Here is an 18,295-nt window from a genome sequence, read left to right on the forward strand (position 1 = left end):
CCATGACCCCGTTGTCCACCACCACGCCCGTCCTGGTTTTCGATGTCTTCGGCACCGTGGTCGACTGGCACGGCAGCATCGTGCGCGAGGTGCAGGCGCTGTACCCGCAGATTGATGCCGATGCCTTCGCCACCGCCTGGCGCGCGGGCTACCAGCCCGCCATGCAGCGCGTGCGCTCGGGCGAGCTGGGCTGGACGCTGATCGACGACCTGCACCGCATGGTGCTGGAGGCGTTGCTGCCCCGCTTCGGCCTGACCCACCTGAGCGAGGCCGAGCGCGATCACCTCAACCGCGTGTGGCACCGGCTCGACCCCTGGCCCGACGCGGTGGCTGGGCTGCAGCGGCTGAAGGCACGCCACACCATCTGCACGCTGTCCAACGGCAATATCGGCTTGCTCACGAACATGGCCAAGCGCGCCGGCCTGCCCTGGGACTGCGTGCTGTCGGCCGAGGTGTTCCGCGCCTACAAGCCCGACCCGCGCGCCTACCTGGGGGCCGTGGCGGTGTTTCGCCTGCGGCCCGAGCAGGTGATGCTGGTGGCGGCGCACCAAGACGACCTGGCCGCCGCGCGCGCCTGCGGCCTGGCCACGGCCTATGTGGAACGACCACTGGAGTTCGGCGCCGCGCGGCCCAAGGACGTGTCGCCGGTGGCGGCCAACACCTGGCACGCCCGCGATTTCGGGCACCTGGCCGATCAGCTGGGCTGCTAGGGCCTTATTCGACGCGCACGCTGGCGCTGACCGCGTCGGTGAGCGCCTTGCCGGGTGCGATGTTGTCCAGCAGCTCCAGCTTGAGGCCGTAGCTTCCCGGTGGCGGCGAGAGCCAGACCTCGGTCTGCCCTTCGACGAAATCCATCACGACCGGGGCGCCCGATGCGGGCGAGATGGTCAGGCGGAAGTGCCCGGTCTCGGGCAGGCGCTGCGACTGGTGGGCCACGTTGAGCGACGAGGCGTGGAACTGCACCCGGAACGGCCGCTTGACCACCGGGCCCTCCAACTGCAGGGCCACGCCCTTGACCGACAGCGTCTTGGGATCGGTCGGGTTCTTCTTGGTCACCGTGATGGTGGCGGGCTTGCTGTAGACGAAGTGGGGCAGGTGGTTCTGGTCGGCCAGCAGCATGCGCAACGTGTAGGTGCCGGGCTCCAGGGTGAGCACGGTTTCCATCTGGCCCTTGCCGAAGTGGATGTACTGGTCGTTGAACGGCAGCGCTTCCTTGAAGTTCAGCGGCAGGTCGCGGTTGACGAGCAGGTGGTGGTGTCCGCTTTTGGCCCGGCCCGGTTGCGCGATGGGCGCCAGGCCCCAGCCGCCCGACAGGCCGAACTTGAGCAGGTAGGGCGTCTCGATGCGGTCGCCGTCCTTGAGGTTGGTGAAGTAGGCCTCGGCCGTCAGGCGCGGCGGCGCGGCTTGCCAGGGGTGGGTTGTGCCGGGTGGGGTCTGCGCGAGGGCGGGCAGCAACGCGGCCGCGGCGAGGAGGAGAGAGGCAAGTCGGGTGGAGGCGCGCATGGCGGGCGGATCGGTGGTGGGCGGGGACGCCGTCGCGAAGTCTATCCAATCCGGCCCATACCCGGGGGGGTGTGGGCATGGCCAGGAGCCGGGGCCTGGCGGGGCCGTCATCAACGTGTCACGCGGTGCTGTTCCAGAAAACCGCGGTCGATTCGGTCTTTCCAGCCCCAGACCCAGCCGCCGGCCAGGGTCAGCGGCCCCCAGCTCGCGATGGCGTGGCCCGTGCCGCAGGCGAGCAGGGCCATGCGCGGGCGCGAGGGGGGCAGGGCGCGCAGCGCGGTGCCCTCGTGCGCGGCCAGCAGGTTGTGGGCCAATGCCGCGCCGGCGTGCATGTCGCCAGGCGCCCCATCCACGCGGGCGGCCACGCTGCCGGTGGCGAACACCTGCGGGTGGCTGGTGCTTTGCAGGGTCGGGCCGGTCGACACCTGCCCGCTTTCGTTGAGCGACAGGCCGCTGGCGGGCAACCAGGTGGGGGTGCGCACGCCCATGGCCAGCAGCGGCACGTCGCAGGCCAGGCGGGCGCCATTGCCCAGGTGCACCTGGCCTTCGCTCATGCCCACGCAGGCCTCGCGCAGCACGGTGATGCCGCGGCGCCGGAGCTGGCGCAGCACGCGCTGACGCACGCCGGGTGGCAGGTCGGTGCCGACCTCGTTACCCCCGGTGATGAGCGTGAAGCGGGCCCCCGGCAAGCCGTGTTCGCGGATGCCTTGTTCGGCCGCGAACACGAGTTCGATGCCATCGGCCTCGGCGCCCACGACGGCCACCGAGACGGCCTGTTGCTGCGCCAGTGCCATCACCTGGGGCCACAGCGCCACGAAGGCCTCCATGGGGCTCAGGTGCAGGGCATGGTGGTTGGCGCCCGGCATCTCGGCGTCGAGCCAGGCGCGGTCGGGCACGGTGCCGGTGTCGATGGACAGCAGGTCGTAGCCCAGCGTGGCCGGCACGCCTTGCGCGCCGCCCGTGGCCGCGACCTGCACCTGCCGCGACGCCACATCGAGCCCGGTGCAGCGGCCCTGCAGCCAGCGCGCGCTGGCCGCGCGCACCAGCGGCTCGAGCGCGACGCGCCCTTCGTCCGCCGTGTGCTGGCCAGTCATGAAGCCGGGCAGACAACCCTGGCCGGTGTGGTGCGCGAACGGTGTGAGCAGGATCACGTCCAGGTTGCCCGGGTGGTGCCGCGCCAGGCGCGCCAACACCTGCAGATGGGCCTGGCCGGCACCGAGCAACAGGAGTTTCTTGATGCCGTGGTGCATGGCTGCCTCAGACCACCAGCATGGCCGCGAACCAGGCGCAGCCGGCGAGCTTCACCGGCGCGGGGCGCCCGGGCGTGCGCCAGAGCGAGGCGAGCAGGAAACTGTTGTACGGCAGGGGAGCGAAGTGCACCGCCAGGGCCCAGGCGATCGGCTGGCCTTGCGAGACCAGCATCAGCGCCGCGAAGCCCGTGCACAGGTTGATGACGCTGCCCACGGCGAGCATGTCGCGCCAGAACAGCGTGCGCCAGGCGACCTGGCCCTGCCAACGCCGGCCCCAGAACCCGGTCGTGGTGGGTGCTGGGCCGGTCATGAGCAGGAGGGTGTTCAATGGGCGCTCAGGATGCCGGCGCCGAGCAGGCCGAAGACCAGCAGGCCCAGCGCGATGCGGTAGTACACGAAGGCCATGTAGCCGCGCGTGGACACCAGCTTGAGGAAGACCACGATCACGCCATAGCCCACGCCGAAGGCGATCAGCGTGCGCCAGGGCGGTGGGGCCGGGCGCGACCGGGCTGCCGTGCTGCCAGCTGCGCAGCAGCTGGTAGAAGCCCGAGCCCATCACGGCGGGAATCGCCAGCAGGAACGAGTAGCGCGCGGCCGCTTCGCGCGTGTAGCCCATGAGCAGGCCGGCGGTGATGGTGCCGCCCGAGCGCGAGACACCGGGGATCAGCGCCATCGCCTGGGCCAGGCCGAACAGCAGGCCGTGGCCCCAGGTGAGCTGGTTCAGCGGGCGCTCGCGCCGGCCGTAGCGGTCGGCCGCGCCCAGGATGATGCCGAACACGATCAGCATGGTGGCCGTGATGTAGAGGTTGCGCAGCGAGCCTTCGATCGCGTCCTTGAACAGCAGGCCCAGCACCACGATGGGCACCGAGCCGATGATGATCAGCCAGCCCATGCGCGCGTCGGGGTCCTGGCGCTTCGCCGGTTGCGTGAGCGAGGCCCACCAGGCGAGGAAGATGCGCACGATGTCGTGCCGGAAGTACAGCAGCACGGCGGCTTCGGTGCCGATCTGGGTGATGGCGGTGAAGGCCGCGCCCGGGTCGCCGCCCGAGGGCAGCAGCGGGCCGATGATGCGCAGGTGCGCGCTCGACGAGATGGGCAGGAATTCGGTCAGGCCCTGGATCAGGCCCAGGAAGGCGGCTTCGAGCCAGGCGGTGGTGGGGCTCATGGGTGGGGCAGGCAATGCGGCATGGTGCGCGAAGTATAGGGATGCGCTGCCCGAGGGGCTCAGGCCAGCAGGGCCTGCGCGAATTCGCGCGCGTCGAAGGTTTCGAGGTCTTCGAGCTTCTCGCCGACCCCGATGAAGTAGACCGGCACCGGCTTCTCGCGCGCGATCGCGCAGAGCACGCCGCCCTTGGCGGTGCCGTCGAGCTTGGTGATGACCAGGCCGGTGAGCTGCAGCGCCTCGTCGAAGGCCTTCACCTGCATGAGCGCGTTCTGGCCGGTGTTGCCGTCGATCACCAGCAGCACTTCATGCGGCGCGCCGGCATCGGCCTTCTGCACCACGCGCTTGATCTTGCGCAGCTCTTCCATCAGGTGCAGCTGCGTGGGCAGGCGCCCGGCGGTGTCCACCAGCACCACGTCGCGCCCGCGCGCCTTGCCGGCGGTCACGGCGTCGAAGCTCACGGCGGCGGGGTCGCCGCCTTGCTGGGTGATGATTTCCACCGTGTTGCGGTCGGCCCAGACAGCCAGCTGCTCGCGCGCGGCGGCGCGGAAGGTGTCGGCCGCCGCGAGCAGCACCGAGGCGCCGCTGTCGGCCAGGTGGCGCGTGAGCTTGCCGATGGAGGTGGTCTTGCCCGCGCCGTTGACGCCCGCGACCATGATCACGGTGGGTTTGTGCTCGCCGATCACCAGCGGCTTCTGCAGCGGGGCGAGCAGGTCGGCGATGGCATCCGCCAGCAGACCCTTGACGGCGGCCGGGTCGGTGGTCTTGCTTTCCTTCACGCGGCGCTTCAGGTCGCTGAGCAGGTGGGTGGTGGCCTTCACGCCGGTGTCGGCCATCAGCAGGGCCGATTCCAGTTCTTCGTAAAGGGCATCGTCGATCTGGGTGCCGGTGAACACCGTGGCGATGCCCGAGCCGGTCTTGCGCAGGCCGGCCTTGAGTTGTCCAGCCAGCCCTGGCGCGGCGCGGCCGCGGGCGCAGCCGGCGTGGGTGCCGCAGCGGCTGGCGCGGGCGCCGCAGGCGAGGGCGCGGGGGCCTCTGGCAGGGCGGGCGTGGGCGGGGTGGGGGCTTTTTTGCGAAAGAACGAGAACATTTTTCCAACTCTAGAATCCATTGCATTCTATGAAACGCCTTATGCCGCTGACCAAGCAGCGCTGTTCTGCACTCCTGATGGTCCTGGCGATGGCGGGCGGCACCGCGCTGGCCCAGTCGCCCGCCACCCCGGTTTCCCCTCCACCGAGCACCGCCCAGGCACCCCTGGCGCAGCAATTCACGCTGGCCAATGGCCTGACGCTGATCGTGCGGCCCGACCGCCGCGCACCCACCGTGGTCCAGATGCTGTGGGTGCGCGTGGGTGCCATGGACGAGGTCGATGGCACCAGCGGCGTGGCGCACGCGCTGGAGCACATGATGTTCAAGGGCACGCCCGACATCAAGGCGGGCGAGTTCTCGCGCCGCGTGGCCGCCTTCGGCGGCATGGACAACGCCTTCACCACGCGCGACGCCACCGCCTACCACCTGCAGATCCCCGCGCGCCGCCTGGAGACCGCGATGCAGCTGGAGGCCGATCGTTTCGCGCGCAACCAGTGGGACGACGACGAGTTCAAGCGCGAGATCGAGGTGATCAAGGAAGAGCGGCGCCAGCGCACCGAAGAGTCGCCGCGCGCCCGCATGTTCGAGGCGCTCAACGCCATGGTCTACCAGGCCCATCCGTACCGCCGGCCCGTGATCGGCTGGATGAGCGACATCGAGGCGATGACGCCCGACGACGCGCGCGCGTTCTACCGCCGCTGGTACGTGCCGGCGAACGCCGCCCTGGTGATCGCGGGCGACGTGGACGTGGCGCAGGTGCGCGCGCTGGCCGAGAAACACTTCGGCGCGTTGCCCGCCGCGGCCGTGCCCGCGCGCAAGCCGCGCGAGGAGCCCGCCCAGGCGGGGCCGCGCCGGCTCGAGTACCGCGCCGTGGCCGACCAGGCCCTGGTCGCGCTGGCATACAAGGTGCCGCAGTGGCGCGGCGCCGAGGTGGACAACGAGACCGACCGCGATGCCCTCGCCCTGACCGTGCTCTCGGCCGTGCTCGACGGTTACGATGGTGCGCGCCTGGACCGCGCGCTGGTGCAGGGCGTGGGCACGGGCGGCAAGCGGCTGGCCGACAGCGCGGGCTCGTCCTACGGCCTCATGGGTCGGGGCCCGCAGCTCTTCATGCTCACGGCGGTGCCTTCGGCCGGCGTGACGACCGAGATGGCCTCGGCCGCGCTCAAGGCCGAGGTGGCGCGCATCGCCCGCGAAGGCATCCAGGAAGCGGAACTGCAGCGTGTGAAGACGCAGTGGACCGCTGGCGAGATCTACAAGCTCGACTCCGCCTGCGCAACCAGGCGCGCGAGCTGGGTGGCTACTGGATCAACGGCATGGGCCTGGACGCGGGCGACCGCCTGATGGCCCGCCTGCGCACGGTCACGGCGGCCCAGGTGCAGTCGGTGGCACAGCGTTATTTCTCCGACGAACAGCTCAGCACCGGCGTGCTGGTGCCCGATCCCTCGCGCCGCGAAGCGGCTCCTGCGGCCCCGGCCGGTCCTCGGCCCGCGCTGACGCGCCACTGAAGCGAGCCGCGTACACCATGACCCTGTTCACCCTGCTGCGCCGAACCCTGCCGGCCCTGCTCTTGCTGAGCATCCTGGGCACCGCCCGGGCCACCATCCCCATCGAACAGTGGACGCACGCCAGCGGCGCGCGCGTGCACCTCATTGCCAGTCCCTCGATCCCCATGCTGGATGTGCAGATCGATTTCGATGGCGGCCGGCGCCGCGATCCCGCGGCCCAGGCCGGCCTGGCAAGCGCGACCGCCGGGCTGCTCTCGGGCGGTGTGGCCGCGCAGCCCGGACTGCCCGCGCTCGACGAGAACCAGCTCAGCGAGGCCTGGGCCGACCTGGGCGCTCAATTCGGTGCCGGCATCACCCTGGATCGCTTCAGCGTTTCACTGCGCACCCTGACCGAACCCGATCTGCTCGACCGCGCGGTGGCATTGGCCGCGCGCCAGCTGGCCGCACCCGCCTGGCCCGAGCGCGTGTGGCAGCGCGACCGCGAACGCCTGCTGGCCGCGCTCAAGGAGGCCGAGAATCGACCGGGCACGCAGGCCAGCCGCGCGTTCGGCCGTGCCGTGTATGGCGACCATCCCTATGGGTTCCGGGCCGATGCCAGCACCCTCAACGCGATCCGGGTGGCCGACATGCGCGCGTTCTACCGCCGCCATGTGGTGAGCTGCCGCGCCCAGGTATCGATGGTGGGGGCGGTGGACCGCGCCACCGCCGACCGCATCGTGGGCCGGTTGATGGCGGCCGTGCAGCCGCATGGGTGTTCGGCCTTGCCCGATCTGCCGCCCGTGCAGCCGCTGGCGAAGGCCCTGGATCAGCGCCTGCCCTTTGCCGCCGCGCAGGCGCAGGTGCTCATCGGCCAGCCCGGCGTGGCCCGCGCCGATCCCGACTTCTTTGCGCTCTACGTGGGCAACTACGTGCTGGGCGGTGGTGGCTTCGTCTCGCGGCTGATGACGGAGGTGCGCGAGAAGCGCGGGCTGACCTACGGTGTGTCCAGCTACTTCCTGACGGCGCGCCAGGCCGGCGCCTTCCAGATCGCCCTGACCACGCGGCCCGACCAGGCGGCGCAGGCGGTGGACGTGGTGCGAGAAGTGGTGCGCGACTTCGTCGCCAAGGGTCCGACCGAGGCCGAGCTGCAGGCCGCCAAGGACTACCTCATCAACGGCGAAGCCCTGCGGCTCGACAGCAACCGCAAGCTGCTGGACAACGTGGCGAACATCGCCTGGAACGACCTGCCGCTGGACTATCTCGACACCTGGACGAAGGAGATCGAGCGCCTGAGCGTGGCCGACATCCAGCGGGCCTTCGCGCGCGTGCTGCAGCCCGACCGCATGGTCACCGTGGTGGTGGGTGCGCAACCCTGAGGTCGCGTAAGCTCGCTGCCATGAAAAAGCCTGCCCCCAGCGCCGCGCGCGCCGCCGCGAGCGCCCCCCACGAGGTGCGCATCATCGGCGGCCAGTGGAAACGCACCAAACTGCCCGTGGCCGACCGCCCGGGCCTGCGGCCCACGCCTTCGCGCGTGCGCGAAACCCTGTTCAACTGGCTCGGGCAGGACCTGAGCGGCTGGCGCTGCATCGACGCCTTCGCCGGCACCGGGGCATTGGGCCTGGAGGCTGCCTCGCGCGGCGCGGTGGAGGTGGTGCTGGTGGAGCAAGACAGCGCCTTGCTCGCCAACCTGGGCCGCATCACCACCCAGCTCAAGGCCACGGGCGTGCGCGTGGAGCGGGGCGATGGTGTGGCGGCGCTGCGCCAGCGGGCCGGGCAAGGGCTGGATGTGGTGTTCCTGGACCCGCCTTTTGGTGAGGGCCAGAACGAGGCCTTGTATGCCGCCGCGCTGGCCGCCGCGCGCCAGGCGGTGCAAGGGGACGGCCTGATCTACCTGGAGGCCCCACGGGCCTGGGGCGAGGACGAACTGGCCCAGATCGGCCTGCAGGTGCACCGCCAAGGCAAGGCCGGGGCGGTGGCCTTTCACCTGTTGCGGCCATTGCCGGCCCAGTGAGGCGCGGCGCGGGGCCCCTCGCGCATAATCTTCGGCATGAGTTCAGCCCTTGCTTCAACCGGCGGTGGTGGCCGCGTGGCGGTCTACAGCGGTACCTTCGACCCCATCACCCTGGGCCATGAAGACGTGGCGCGCCGCGCCGCGCTGCTGTTCGACGAACTGGTCATCGCGGTGGCGATCGCGCACCACAAGAAGACCCGCTTCACGCTGCAGGAGCGGCTGGACATGGCCGCCGAGGTCGCGTCCCGCATGCCGGGGCGGGTGCGAGTGTTGCCCTTCGAAGGCCTGATCATGGACTTCTGCCGGCAGCATGGCGCGACCGCCGTGGTGCGTGGCATCCGCAACCTCACCGACTTCGACTACGAAGCCCAGATGGCGGCGATGAACCGCAAGCTGAATGCGGCGGTGGAGACGGTGTTCCTGCTGCCGCAGGCCGAGTTGCAGTGCATTTCCAGCACGCTGGTGCGCGAGATCTCGCAGCTGGGTGGTGATGTGTCGCAGATGGTGAGCGGCGCCGTGGCCGCGCGGCTCGCACCCAAGCCCCTGCAGGCTTAGAACATGAGCCCCCACGCTTCACGCTTCGCTGTTTCGCTGCCCCCCGCGGGGGAGCGGCTTTGCTTGGGGCGGCCCTGCGCCGCAGCCTGACCATGGCCTTGCTGATCACCGACGAATGCATCAACTGCGATGTGTGCGAGCCCGAGTGCCCGAACCAGGCCATCTCCATGGGCGAGGACTTCTACGAAATCGACCCGGCGCGCTGCACCGAGTGCGTGGGGCATTTCGACGAACCGCAGTGTGTGCAGGTCTGCCCGGTGAACTGCATTCCGATCAACCCGGACCACGTCGAGTCGCGCGAGACGCTGTGGGAGAAGTACCAGCGCCTGCAGAAAGCCGGTCAGCCCTTGTCGGCCGCCGGTGACACGGCAGCCCCGCCACCCGCCTCGGCCTGAGGCGCTGGCGTGGTGGCCGGCCGCGGTGGCTTGGGCCGCGGCGGCTTGCTGGTGTGGATCAAGGCCGTGGCCTTGTCCATTTCGCCCGCGATCAACTGCGGCAAGGCCTTGAGCGAGCGATCCAGCGCCTGCGCGATCGCGATGCGGTCATCGGGCGAGGGCTTCTTCAGCACCCAGTTCGCCACTTCGTTCTTGTTGCCCGGGTGGCCGATGCCCACGCGCAGGCGCCAGTAGTCGGCACTGCCGAGCTGCGCGTGAATGTCGCGCAGGCCGTTGTGGCCCGCGTGTCCGCCGCCCTTCTTGAGCTTGGCCTCACCGGGCGCCAGGTCCAGTTCGTCGTGCACCACCAGCACCTCTTCGGGCGCGATCTTGAAGAAGCGCGCGACCGAGGCCACCGACTTGCCCGAGAGGTTCATGAAGGTCTGCGGCTCCACCAGCCAGACGCTCTGGCGCACCCACGTTGGCCCGCGCCACCAGGCCGAAATGCCCACGCTCCATCTGCAGGGACACCTTGAGCAGGCGCGCGGCCTCGTCCACCCACCAGAAGCCGGCGTTGTGGCGCGTGTGTTCGTATTCCGGCCCCGGGTTGCCCAGGCCGGCGATGAGTTTGATCATGGGATCGGATTATCGAGGCGGAAAACAAAAAGGCCCGCGGGTGCGGGCCTTTCTGACAGCAGGGGCTGGAATTACTTCTTGCCCTTGCCCTTGGCGGCCTTCTTGTCGTCGGCGGGAGCGGCCACCGGTGCGGCGACCACTTCTTCCACCGGTTCCACCACGGTGCGCAACGGTGATGTTCTTGCGGCCGTGCGTCACGAGCTTGACGCCCTTGGCCAGCTTGATGTCGCCGGTGTGCACGGTGGCACCCTTGGTGACTTCACCCAGGTCCACTTCGATGAACTCGGGCAGCTGGGTGCGCAGGCACTCGATTTCGATGTCGTTGAGCACGTGGCTGATCACGCACTTGTCGTTCTTGACGGCCGGCGAGTTGTCGGCGTTCACGAAGTGCAGCGGCACCTTCTTGCGCAGGCGGGTCTTGTCGTCCACGCGCTGGAAGTCCACGTGCAGCACTTGCGGCTTGTACGGGTGGTATTGCACATCGCGCAGCAGAACCTTCTGCACCTTGCCAGCGAGTTCCATGTCGAGGATGGACGAGTGGAACGCTTCCTTCTTCAGGGCGTGCCACAGGGCGTTGTGATCGAGTTCGATCGTGGCGGCCGGCGTTTCACCGCCGAAAACGATACCGGGCGCGCGACCGGTGTTGCGCAGACGGCGGCTCGCACCCGTACCCTGCTTGGCGCGCTCAAAAGCGACGAATTGCATGACTGACTCCTGTGGAGGGGTTCCGCGACCAGAACGCCTCTGTTTCAAAAAAGCCGCCCCCACCATGGAGACGACCCGCTTTTTGCTGCCTTCAGCCTCTTAGAAGAGGTTGTCCTGATCGGCAAACAAACTCATGACCGACTCACCCGAGGCGATGCGCGCGATGGTCTCGGCCATCAGCGGTGCCACGGAGAGCTGGCGAATCTTGGAGCAGGCCTGCGCGGCCTGCGAGAGAGGAATGGTGTTCGTCACCACCACCTCGTCCAGGGCACTGCCCTTGGCGATGCGTTCGATGGCCGGGCCCGAGAAGATCGGGTGCGTGCAGTACGCATACACGTTCTTCGCGCCGCGCTCCTTGAGCACCTCGGCGGCTTTGACCAGCGTGCCGGCGGTGTCGATCATGTCGTCCATGATCACGCAGTTGCGGCCTTCGATGTCGCCGATCACGTGCATCACTTCCGACACGTTGGCCTTGGGGCGGCGCTTGTCGATGATGGCCATGTCGCAGTTGAGCTGCTTGGCCAGCGCACGGGCGCGCACCACGCCACCCACGTCGGGCGAGACGATGAGCACGTCGGGGTAGTTCTTCTGGCGCAGGTCGCCCAGCAGCACGGGCGAGGCGTAGATGTTGTCGACCGGAATGTCGAAGAAGCCCTGGATCTGGTCGGCGTGCAGGTCCATGGTCAGCACGCGGCTCACGCCCACGGTCTGCAGCAGGTCTCGCCACGACCTTGGCCGAGATCGGCACGCGGGCCGAACGCGGGCGGCGGTCCTGGCGGGCGTAGCCGAAATAGGGGATGACGGCGGAGATGCGCTCGGCCGAGGCGCGCTTGAGCGCGTCGACCATGATGAGCAGCTCCATCAGGTTCTCGTTGGTCGGCGAGCAGGTGGACTGGATCACGAACACGTGGCGCGCGCGCACGTTCTGCGTGATCTCGACCGTGACTTCACCGTCGGAGAAGCGACCCACATTGGCCGCGCCGAGTTGCGTGCCCAGGTGTTGGGCGATTTCGGAGGCCAGCACCGGGTTGGCGTTGCCGGTGAAGATCATGAAATCCGGGGGCTGAACTTGCATGGTATTCCCAGCTGTCTGAACGACGGACCCAGAAGATCGCCGTCAAAAAAGGCCACCCGGGGGTGGCCGTTCCGGTGCTTGATGTGTTGAAACAGGGTGGCAGGGGAGGAAGGACTCGAACCCTCGCATGCTGGAATCAAAATCCAGTGCCTTTACCAACTTGGCGACTCCCCTACGCAGGTCGATGGTTCGGCGTGATGCCGGACAACCAACCAAAAACGTCGCAGGTTGCGCAACCACTGCCTGGGCTGTGCGCTGCCGATTCTAATCGGTGCACCAGTCGAGCAATGGATGTGCATCCATGTTGCCGCATTCTCGAACCTTCCAGCCGCCGGGGGCGTCTGTCAGGTCCACTGCCTGCGGCAGCTGTGCAAACACCGCGGTTCCCGATCCGGTCATTCGCCCTTGCAATCCATGGCTGTCGAGCCATCGAATGCAATGCCCCACATCGGGACAGAGCGCCTGCGCCACGGGTTGAAGATCGTTGTGTCCGAAGGCCAGAACTTTCTGGAGATCGATCACCGCGCCTTCACGCGAGTCATTTGCAGCAAAGCCTTGGATTGTAGCAGTTTTTGTGTCGCGTTTGAGCTCAGGCGAGCCAAAGATGCGTTGGGTGGAGGCGCCCGTGGGTGGCTTGACCACGAGGAAGCGGGTGGGCGGCAGGGCCACGGGGGTGAGCTGCTCGCCCACGCCTTCCACCCAGGCGTTGCGCCCGCCGATGAAAAACGGCACGTCGGCGCCCAGTTGCAAACCGATCGCCGCCAGCTGCGACCGCTTCAACCCCAGCCCCCAGAGCCGGTTCAGGGCCAGCAGGGTTGTGGCCGCGTCCGAGGAGCCGCCGCCCATGCCGGCCTCGGCGGGCAGGCGTTTTTCCAGGCCGATGTGCACGCCGTGAGCACAGCCGGTGGCCTGTTGCAGGGCCCTTGCGGCCCGCACAGACAGGTCTTCGGCCGGCAGGTGGCCGGGCGTGAGGTCCTCGCGGCTGATCGCGCCATCGGCCCGGCGCTCGAAATGCAGGTGGTCGCACCAGTCCACCAGCATGAAGATGGACTGCAACAGGTGGTAACCGTCGGCTCGGCGGCCGGTGATGTGCAGAAAGAGGTTGAGCTTGGCGGGCGCAGGCACGTCCAGCAGGCGCCGCACGGGGGCGTGGGAGGTCATGGCTGGAAGACGACGCGCAGTTCGGCGGTGGGCAAGGGGGTGGAGCGGCGTGCCGTGATGCGGCCTTCGGCCTGACGCGACAGATCGGCCTGCCAACCGGGCACATCGCCTTGCTCGCCGCGCAGCCAGCCGAACAGCGCCGCGACCGGCACCGCCGTGCCGCTGAGTTCGGTGGTGAGCTCGTCCAGGTTGCCGCGCCGGGTGACCTGGCCGCCCTGGCGCAACTCGGCGCTCTGGGGCGTCCACACCACGGTCGCCAGCGTGTTGCCCAGGGGCGAGGTGAGTTGCAGCTCGCCTTCGGCGGGGGGCGCCGCGCAGGTCGAAAGCGGCGGAAAACGACTGGGGTGGCGCGCTGTCGACTTGAAGGGACAGGCGGCCGCTCCACACCGTTTCGCCAGGCAGTGCCGAGCGAGGCGGTGTGGCGCAAGCCGAGAGCACGGCGGCCAAGGCCAGCACGGCCAAGCGGCCCTGCAGCCTGGGCCAGGGGAAAGCCCGCACGGTCATGGTTTGACTTGCAGGCGTTTGAGGGTGGCCTGCAGGGTTTCGTTGTCGGCCGCGAGAAGCAGGCCTTCGCGCCAGATCTTCAGCGCCTGCTCGCGCTGGCCTTGCACCCACAGCACCTCACCCAGGTGCGCGGCGATTTCCGGGTCGGGCCGTTTGCCGTAGGCGGCCTGCAGGATGGACAGCGCGCGCGCGTTGTTGCCCATGCGGAACTCGACCCAGCCCAGGCTGTCCTGGATGTAGGCATCGCCCGGCGCGAGCGAGACCGCCTTCTCGATCAGTTGTTTGGCTTCCGGCAGGCGCATGTTGCGCTCGGCCAGCGAATAGCCCAGCGCGTTGTAGGCGTGGTGGTAGTCGGGCTTGAGGGCGATCAGCTGGCGCAGCAGGCGCTCCATGTCGGCCAGTTTCCCGGCCTTCTCGGCCATCATGGCCTGGTCGTAGATCAAGTCGGTGTCTTCAGGGAAGCGGGTGGCGGCCTCGTTGTAGACCTCGTAGGACTGCTGGTAGGCCTTGAAGTCGCGCAGCAACTGCGCTTCGGCGACCAGCTTGAGGCGCACGTCTTCGGGCCGGCGCTCGGGCTGGCCGCGCAACAGCGCGCGGGCCTGGGGCAACTGGCCCTGGCGGGCCAGCAGCGAGGCGCGCCGCATCTGGGCGGCCATGATGTCGTCGGCGTTCTCGATGCGGTCCAGCCAGGCATTGGCGGCGGGAAAGTCGTTCTGCTTTTCCGCGATCTGCGCCATCAGCAGGTAGGCCTGCGTCAGGCCGCGCGCGGTGCGCTCGTCGCCCGACTGGCGCGCCAGTGCCATGTACTTCTGCAGCGACGCCGTGGCGGGCGCCAACGCGTTGTCTTGTGCCTGCAGCGAAGCCAGCAGCAACCAGGGTTCGGCCTGGTCGGGTTGGCGCGCAGTGAGCGCTTCGAGTTGCGCACGCGCTTCGCTGTTGCGTTGCAGATCCACCAGGATGCGGGCATAGGCCAGTGCCACGGCGGTGTCGCCCGGCGTGGCGGCATTGCCGGTCTGCAGCTGTTGCCGCACGATGGCCTCGGCGTCGTTCTGCCCGCGCTCCATCAATTCCAGCGCGAGCAGGGCCGGGTAGGGCGATGCAGGATCGATCGCATGGCCTTCGCGCGCCGCCGCGAGGGCCGGGGGCAACTGGTCCTGCGCCAGCTCCATGCGGCCCACGGTGGTCCAGGCCGCCGCGGCATGGAAGGGTTGTTTGAGCGAGGGTGCCAGGGCCTCGCGCACCACGGTCGCGGCCAGGGCCTTGTCGGCAATGCGCCCGTAGGTTTGCGGAATGGCGTTGATGGTGTCGTTGCGCTCGGTCACCGGGCTGGCTTGCAGGATGGCCTGCAGCACTGGGCCGGTCTCGCCCACGCGGTTGAGCGCCAGCAGGATCTGCAGCACGAAGCGGTTGGCTTCCGGGCTGTTCGGAATTTCCTGAGCCCAGGCGCGCGCCGCGGTCAGCGCGGCCTCGCCCGAACGGGCCTGCAAGGCCACATCCACCGCGCGCCGGTACAGCTCCGGATCCTTCTGGCGGCGTGCCGCGTCCAGGATGAGCGAATAGCCCGTGCCCGGCTCACCCGCGCTGACATTGAGTTCGCCCAGCAGCAGTTGGTAGAAGAGGGGCGCGTTGAGGGCCGAATTGACCACGGCAGGCTCGCTTGCGGGGGGCTGGGCGGCGGCTGCGGGTGGCGCGGCCGGTGGGGCAGGCTGCGCGGCCGCGCCAAAAGCCAAGCCCAAGAGAACCAGGGTCGCGGTGCGGTGCAAGGTGTTCATCGGGTCATGATAATGGGAAGGGTTCAGGGGCACGGGGGTGTGACCCCAAGACCGCACCGGCGTTCCGGACCCCTGCAGAAAAACCACCCGCCATGCCCGAATTGCCCGAAGTCGAAGTCACGCGCCGCAGCTTTGCCGACCGCATCGCGGGCGCCCAGGTGCGTGCGCTGTCCCTGGGCAAGCCGCTGCGCTGGCCTCTGGGCTGTGAGCCTTCGAGCCTGGCCGGGCGCCAGGTGCGCTCGGTGGCGCGGCGCGGCAAGTACCTTCTGGTGCATCTGGACGAGGGGGTGTTGCTGTTGCACCTGGGCATGTCGGGCAGCCTGCAGTTCGCCCCCAGCCTGCCGCCGCGCGGCGTGCACGACCACTTCGAACTGTTGACCAGCCACGGGGTGCTGCGCCTGCACGACCCGCGCCGCTTTGGTGCGGTGGTCTATGCCCCGTCTCTGGAGGACGCCCGGGTGCTCAAGCTGTTGGGCGGCCTGGGGGTCGAGCCCCTGGAGATCGGCTTCGATGCAGTGAGTTTCCACCGGGCCCTGAAGCTGCGGCGCTCCGCCATCAAGCAGGTGCTGATGGCGGGCGACATCGTCGTGGGCGTGGGCAACATCTATGCGTCGGAGGCGCTGTTCATGTCGGGCATTCACCCCGCGCTGCGCGCCGATCGCCTGAGCAAGCCCCGCGCGGCGCGGCTGCACGCGGCCATTGTGTCGGTGCTGCAGCGAGCGGTGGCGTTGGGAGGCAGCACCTTGCGCGACTTCTCCAGTGCCGAAGGGCAGAGCGGCTACTTCCAGCTCGATGCCATGGTCTATGGCCGCGAGGGCCAGCCCTGCCGGGTCTGCGGGACGCCGGTCAAGGCGATGCGGCAGGGCCAACGGTCCACATTCTTCTGCCCCGTGTGTCAGAAAAAGTGACGCGCCAGCGGTGCGGTTTTGTGCCCGGGCGCCCGGCTGTCGGTCTTTCCGACCGGTCAGCTTTCTCCTGTGTGCCGATGCTATATTGACCTATTGACAGAGACACAAGGCCCATGAGCTTCAACCAGGAATTCGATCAGCACGGTGTGTGGCGCAAGCAGTTTGCCTTGCGCCTGAAGCTGTTGTCCGAATGGTTGACCGACCACGACCTCATGGAGTCTGGCGTGCGAGAGCGCCTCGACCAGCTGCATGCGCAGGTCAAGAACGACAAGATCATGGTGGCCTTCGTGGCCGAGTTCTCGCGTGGCAAGTCCGAGCTGATCAACGCGGTGTTCTTCGCCGGTTATGGCCGTCGCATCATGCCCGCCAGCGCCGGGCGCACCACCATGTGCCCCACCGAGCTGGGCTATGACGCGGAAGTGCCGCCGTGCCTGCGCCTGCTGCCCATCGAAACCCGCCTGCAACCGCAATCTTTGCTGGACTGGCGCAATGCGCTGGAGAAGTGGGAGCGGGTCGATCTCGACGTGAACGACCCCAAGCAGCTGGCGCGCGCGATCCAGAAGGTGGCCGAGGTGCGCCGCGTGACGCAGGCGGAAGCGGCGGCGCTGGGGTTCTGGCACGACGAGGTGCCCGAAGACAACCCCTTGCCTGGCCCGGACGGCCTGATCGAGGTGCCGAAATGGCGGCATGCCTTGATCAACATGGCGCACCCCTTGCTCAAGCAAGGCCTGGTGATTCTTGATACCCCGGGCCTCAACGCCATCGGCGCCGAACCGGAGCTCACCGTGAGCCTGCTGCCGCAGGCGCACGCGGTGGTGTTCATCCTCGCGGCCGACACCGGCGTGACCAAGTCCGACCTGACCATCTGGCGCCAGCACCTTGCGGTGTTGGGCGAGGGGCGCGAGTCCCGGCTGGTGGTGCTCAACAAGATCGACACCATGTGGGACGCACTGAGCTCGCCCGAGCAGGTGCAGTTGCAGATCGCTTCGCAGCGCACCGACTCGGCCGAGATCCTTGGCCTGTCGCCGCGCCAGGTGCTGGCGGTGTCGGCGCAGAAGGGCCTGCTGGCCAAGGTGCACCGCGACAAGAAGCTGCTGGCCGCCAGCAACCTGATGGAGCTGGAGACCGCTCTGGGCGTGGATCTGCTGGGTCAGCGCCGCAAGATCCTGGGCGCGGCCGTGGCCAATGGCATCCAGGCGCTTCGCTCGGAAACCGGCCGCATGGTGCACACCCGAGCGCGCGATCTGGTGGAGCAGATCCAGGAACTCGAAGGCTTGCGCGGCAAGAACACCGGTGTGATCAAGCAGATGCGCCTGCGCATCGAGCAGGAGCAGGCCGACTTCGATGCGAGCGGTGCCAAGATCCAGGCGGTGCGCTCGGTGCACCTGCGCCTGCTCAAGGACCTGTTCGCCATGCTCAGCTCTTCCCATCTCAAGGCCGAGGTGGCGACCCTGGGCAAGGCCTTGAAGCAGCCCGGCATCAAGCTGGGCGTGCGCCGCGCCTACGACCACACCTTCGACCGCCTGCGCACCGACATGGGCAAGGCCGATCGCATGGCGGGTGACATCCAGTCCATGCTGGAAGGCAGCTTCAAGAACCTCAATGCCGAGTACGGTTTCTCGCTGCAGGCGCCCACGCCGCCGCGCCTGGGACAGTACGTGAAGGACCTCGACCTGATCGAGAAAAGCCACCTGCAGTACCTCAGCCTGGGCAACGCGCTGCGCCTGGCGCAGCCCGAGTTTGCCGAGCGCCTGGCGCGTGCGCTCATGAGCCGGCTGCGCGTGGTGTACGACACCGCGGTCAACGAGGTGGAGCTGTGGAACAAATCCGCCGCCGCCCAGCTCGACGCGCAGTTGCGCGAGCGCCGCCGCAATTTCAGCCGGCGCATCGAGGCCGTGTCGCGCATCCAGCAGGCCGCTGGTGGTCTGGACGAACGCATCCGGGAGCTGCAATCGCACCAGGCCGAGCTGAATCAGCTCGACGTCAAACTGGCCGAGCTCACCGACCACCTGCTGGCCGCACCCGAAGAAGAACCCTCCGACGAAGCGCTCGCGGCATGAGCGCCGAGGCGATTTCGGTGAACCCCGTGGGGACTGCACTGCC

General features: G+C 68.7%; 13 protein-coding genes, 1 tRNA gene and 5 pseudogenes. 8 read left to right on the plus strand and 11 right to left on the minus strand.

The window, feature by feature from the left end; genetic code table 11:
• Nucleotides 1–2 precede the first annotated feature (2 nt).
• Nucleotides 3–710, plus strand: coding sequence for a haloacid dehalogenase type II (locus ACFJGX_RS10845; protein WP_382321400.1), 708 nt, complete (start codon nt 3–5; stop codon nt 708–710).
• A 4-nt stretch (nt 711–714) separates the two neighbouring features.
• Here the strand turns inward: ACFJGX_RS10845 and ACFJGX_RS10850 are convergent, their stop codons facing one another.
• From ACFJGX_RS10850 to ftsY, 4 genes and pseudogenes are all read right to left on the minus strand, one after another.
• Nucleotides 715–1,503 (minus strand): DUF4399 domain-containing protein, encoded by a 789-nt coding sequence (locus ACFJGX_RS10850; RefSeq protein ID WP_382321398.1) that lies wholly within the window; start codon nt 1,501–1,503, stop codon nt 715–717.
• Between the two features lie 110 nt (nt 1,504–1,613).
• The gene (locus tag ACFJGX_RS10855; RefSeq protein WP_382321396.1) at nt 1,614–2,753 is read right to left on the minus strand and encodes an FAD-dependent oxidoreductase; all 1,140 of its coding nucleotides are present in this window, start codon (nt 2,751–2,753) and stop codon (nt 1,614–1,616) included.
• Nucleotides 2,754–2,760: 7 nt separating this feature from the next.
• A complete protein-coding gene (uppP, locus tag ACFJGX_RS10860) occupies nt 2,761–3,918 on the minus strand; it encodes an undecaprenyl-diphosphatase UppP (protein ID WP_382328367.1) in 1,158 nt (385 codons plus the stop codon).
• A 59-nt stretch (nt 3,919–3,977) separates the two neighbouring features.
• Nucleotides 3,978–5,005 (minus strand): annotated as a pseudogene (gene ftsY, locus ACFJGX_RS10865) (signal recognition particle-docking protein FtsY).
• A gap of 89 nt (nt 5,006–5,094) precedes the next feature.
• On the opposite strand from ftsY, the pseudogene ACFJGX_RS10870 reads away from it, so the two are divergent.
• The 5 genes and pseudogenes from ACFJGX_RS10870 to ACFJGX_RS10890 all read left to right on the plus strand — a co-directional run bounded on the left by ACFJGX_RS10870 (nt 5,095) and on the right by ACFJGX_RS10890 (nt 9,452).
• Nucleotides 5,095–6,512, plus strand: a pseudogene (locus ACFJGX_RS10870) (M16 family metallopeptidase).
• Nucleotides 6,513–6,529: 17 nt separating this feature from the next.
• On the plus strand, nt 6,530–7,867 hold the full coding sequence (locus ACFJGX_RS10875) for a M16 family metallopeptidase (RefSeq protein ID WP_382328368.1): 1,338 nt from the start codon (nt 6,530–6,532) through the stop codon (nt 7,865–7,867).
• Nucleotides 7,868–7,887: 20 nt separating this feature from the next.
• Nucleotides 7,888–8,502: a 16S rRNA (guanine(966)-N(2))-methyltransferase RsmD gene (rsmD, locus tag ACFJGX_RS10880; RefSeq protein ID WP_382321388.1), complete on the plus strand. Its 615-nt coding sequence runs from the start codon at nt 7,888–7,890 to the stop codon at nt 8,500–8,502.
• A gap of 36 nt (nt 8,503–8,538) precedes the next feature.
• Nucleotides 8,539–9,057 (plus strand): pantetheine-phosphate adenylyltransferase, encoded by a 519-nt coding sequence (gene coaD / locus ACFJGX_RS10885; RefSeq protein WP_382321386.1) that lies wholly within the window; start codon nt 8,539–8,541, stop codon nt 9,055–9,057.
• A gap of 92 nt (nt 9,058–9,149) precedes the next feature.
• Complete coding sequence (locus ACFJGX_RS10890) at nt 9,150–9,452, plus strand: YfhL family 4Fe-4S dicluster ferredoxin (protein WP_291113989.1); 303 nt, start codon at nt 9,150–9,152, stop codon at nt 9,450–9,452.
• Here the strand turns inward: ACFJGX_RS10890 and pth are convergent.
• From pth to ACFJGX_RS10925, 7 genes and pseudogenes are all read right to left on the minus strand, one after another.
• Nucleotides 9,398–10,067, minus strand: a pseudogene (gene pth, locus ACFJGX_RS10895) (aminoacyl-tRNA hydrolase). The gene ACFJGX_RS10890 and the pseudogene pth overlap by 55 nt on opposite strands.
• A 71-nt stretch (nt 10,068–10,138) precedes the next feature.
• Nucleotides 10,139–10,772: pseudogene (locus tag ACFJGX_RS10900) on the minus strand (50S ribosomal protein L25/general stress protein Ctc).
• Between the two features lie 99 nt (nt 10,773–10,871).
• Nucleotides 10,872–11,847: pseudogene (locus tag ACFJGX_RS10905) on the minus strand (ribose-phosphate pyrophosphokinase).
• Nucleotides 11,848–11,944: 97 nt separating this feature from the next.
• Nucleotides 11,945–12,021, minus strand: a tRNA-Gln gene (locus ACFJGX_RS10910).
• A gap of 90 nt (nt 12,022–12,111) precedes the next feature.
• Nucleotides 12,112–12,990, minus strand: a complete 879-nt coding sequence (gene ispE / locus ACFJGX_RS10915; RefSeq protein WP_382325703.1) for a 4-(cytidine 5'-diphospho)-2-C-methyl-D-erythritol kinase — start codon at nt 12,988–12,990, stop codon at nt 12,112–12,114.
• Nucleotides 12,991–13,004: 14 nt separating this feature from the next.
• Nucleotides 13,005–13,259, minus strand: a complete 255-nt coding sequence (locus ACFJGX_RS10920) for a lipoprotein insertase outer membrane protein LolB (RefSeq protein ID WP_382328370.1) — start codon at nt 13,257–13,259, stop codon at nt 13,005–13,007.
• 249 nt (nt 13,260–13,508) lie between these two features.
• Nucleotides 13,509–15,158, minus strand: a complete 1,650-nt coding sequence (locus ACFJGX_RS10925; RefSeq protein ID WP_382321382.1) for a tetratricopeptide repeat protein — start codon at nt 15,156–15,158, stop codon at nt 13,509–13,511.
• A gap of 218 nt (nt 15,159–15,376) precedes the next feature.
• Between ACFJGX_RS10925 and mutM the strand changes: the two genes are divergently transcribed.
• Nucleotides 15,377–16,192: a bifunctional DNA-formamidopyrimidine glycosylase/DNA-(apurinic or apyrimidinic site) lyase gene (gene mutM / locus ACFJGX_RS10930; protein ID WP_382155298.1), complete on the plus strand. Its 816-nt coding sequence runs from the start codon at nt 15,377–15,379 to the stop codon at nt 16,190–16,192.
• A 113-nt stretch (nt 16,193–16,305) separates the two neighbouring features.
• Nucleotides 16,306–18,252 (plus strand): dynamin family protein, encoded by a 1,947-nt coding sequence (locus ACFJGX_RS10935; protein ID WP_382155301.1) that lies wholly within the window; start codon nt 16,306–16,308, stop codon nt 18,250–18,252.
• The last annotated feature ends 43 nt before the right edge of the window (nt 18,253–18,295 follow it).

Source organism: Hydrogenophaga sp. UC242_50 (assembly GCF_042697355.1).
Lineage (GTDB): Bacteria > Pseudomonadota > Gammaproteobacteria > Burkholderiales > Burkholderiaceae_C > Hydrogenophaga.

Excerpts from the sequence above, each read along its gene's own strand:
- coaD (WP_382321386.1), top strand. The coding sequence starts at position 8,539 with ATGAGTTCAGCCCTTGCTTCAACCGGCGGTGGTGGCCGCGTGGCGGTC.
- ACFJGX_RS10845 (WP_382321400.1), top strand. The coding sequence starts at position 3 with ATGACCCCGTTGTCCACCACCACGCCCGTCCTGGTTTTCGATGTCTTC.
- uppP (WP_382328367.1), bottom strand. The coding sequence starts at position 3,918 with ATGAGCCCCACCACCGCCTGGCTCGAAGCCGCCTTCCTGGGCCTGATC.
- ACFJGX_RS10850 (WP_382321398.1), bottom strand. The coding sequence starts at position 1,503 with ATGCGCGCCTCCACCCGACTTGCCTCTCTCCTCCTCGCCGCGGCCGCG.
- ACFJGX_RS10855 (WP_382321396.1), bottom strand. The coding sequence starts at position 2,753 with ATGCACCACGGCATCAAGAAACTCCTGTTGCTCGGTGCCGGCCAGGCC.
- mutM (WP_382155298.1), top strand. The coding sequence starts at position 15,377 with ATGCCCGAATTGCCCGAAGTCGAAGTCACGCGCCGCAGCTTTGCCGAC.
- rsmD (WP_382321388.1), top strand. The coding sequence starts at position 7,888 with ATGAAAAAGCCTGCCCCCAGCGCCGCGCGCGCCGCCGCGAGCGCCCCC.
- ACFJGX_RS10875 (WP_382328368.1), top strand. The coding sequence starts at position 6,530 with ATGACCCTGTTCACCCTGCTGCGCCGAACCCTGCCGGCCCTGCTCTTG.
- ACFJGX_RS10935 (WP_382155301.1), top strand. The coding sequence starts at position 16,306 with ATGAGCTTCAACCAGGAATTCGATCAGCACGGTGTGTGGCGCAAGCAG.
- ACFJGX_RS10890 (WP_291113989.1), top strand. The coding sequence starts at position 9,150 with ATGGCCTTGCTGATCACCGACGAATGCATCAACTGCGATGTGTGCGAG.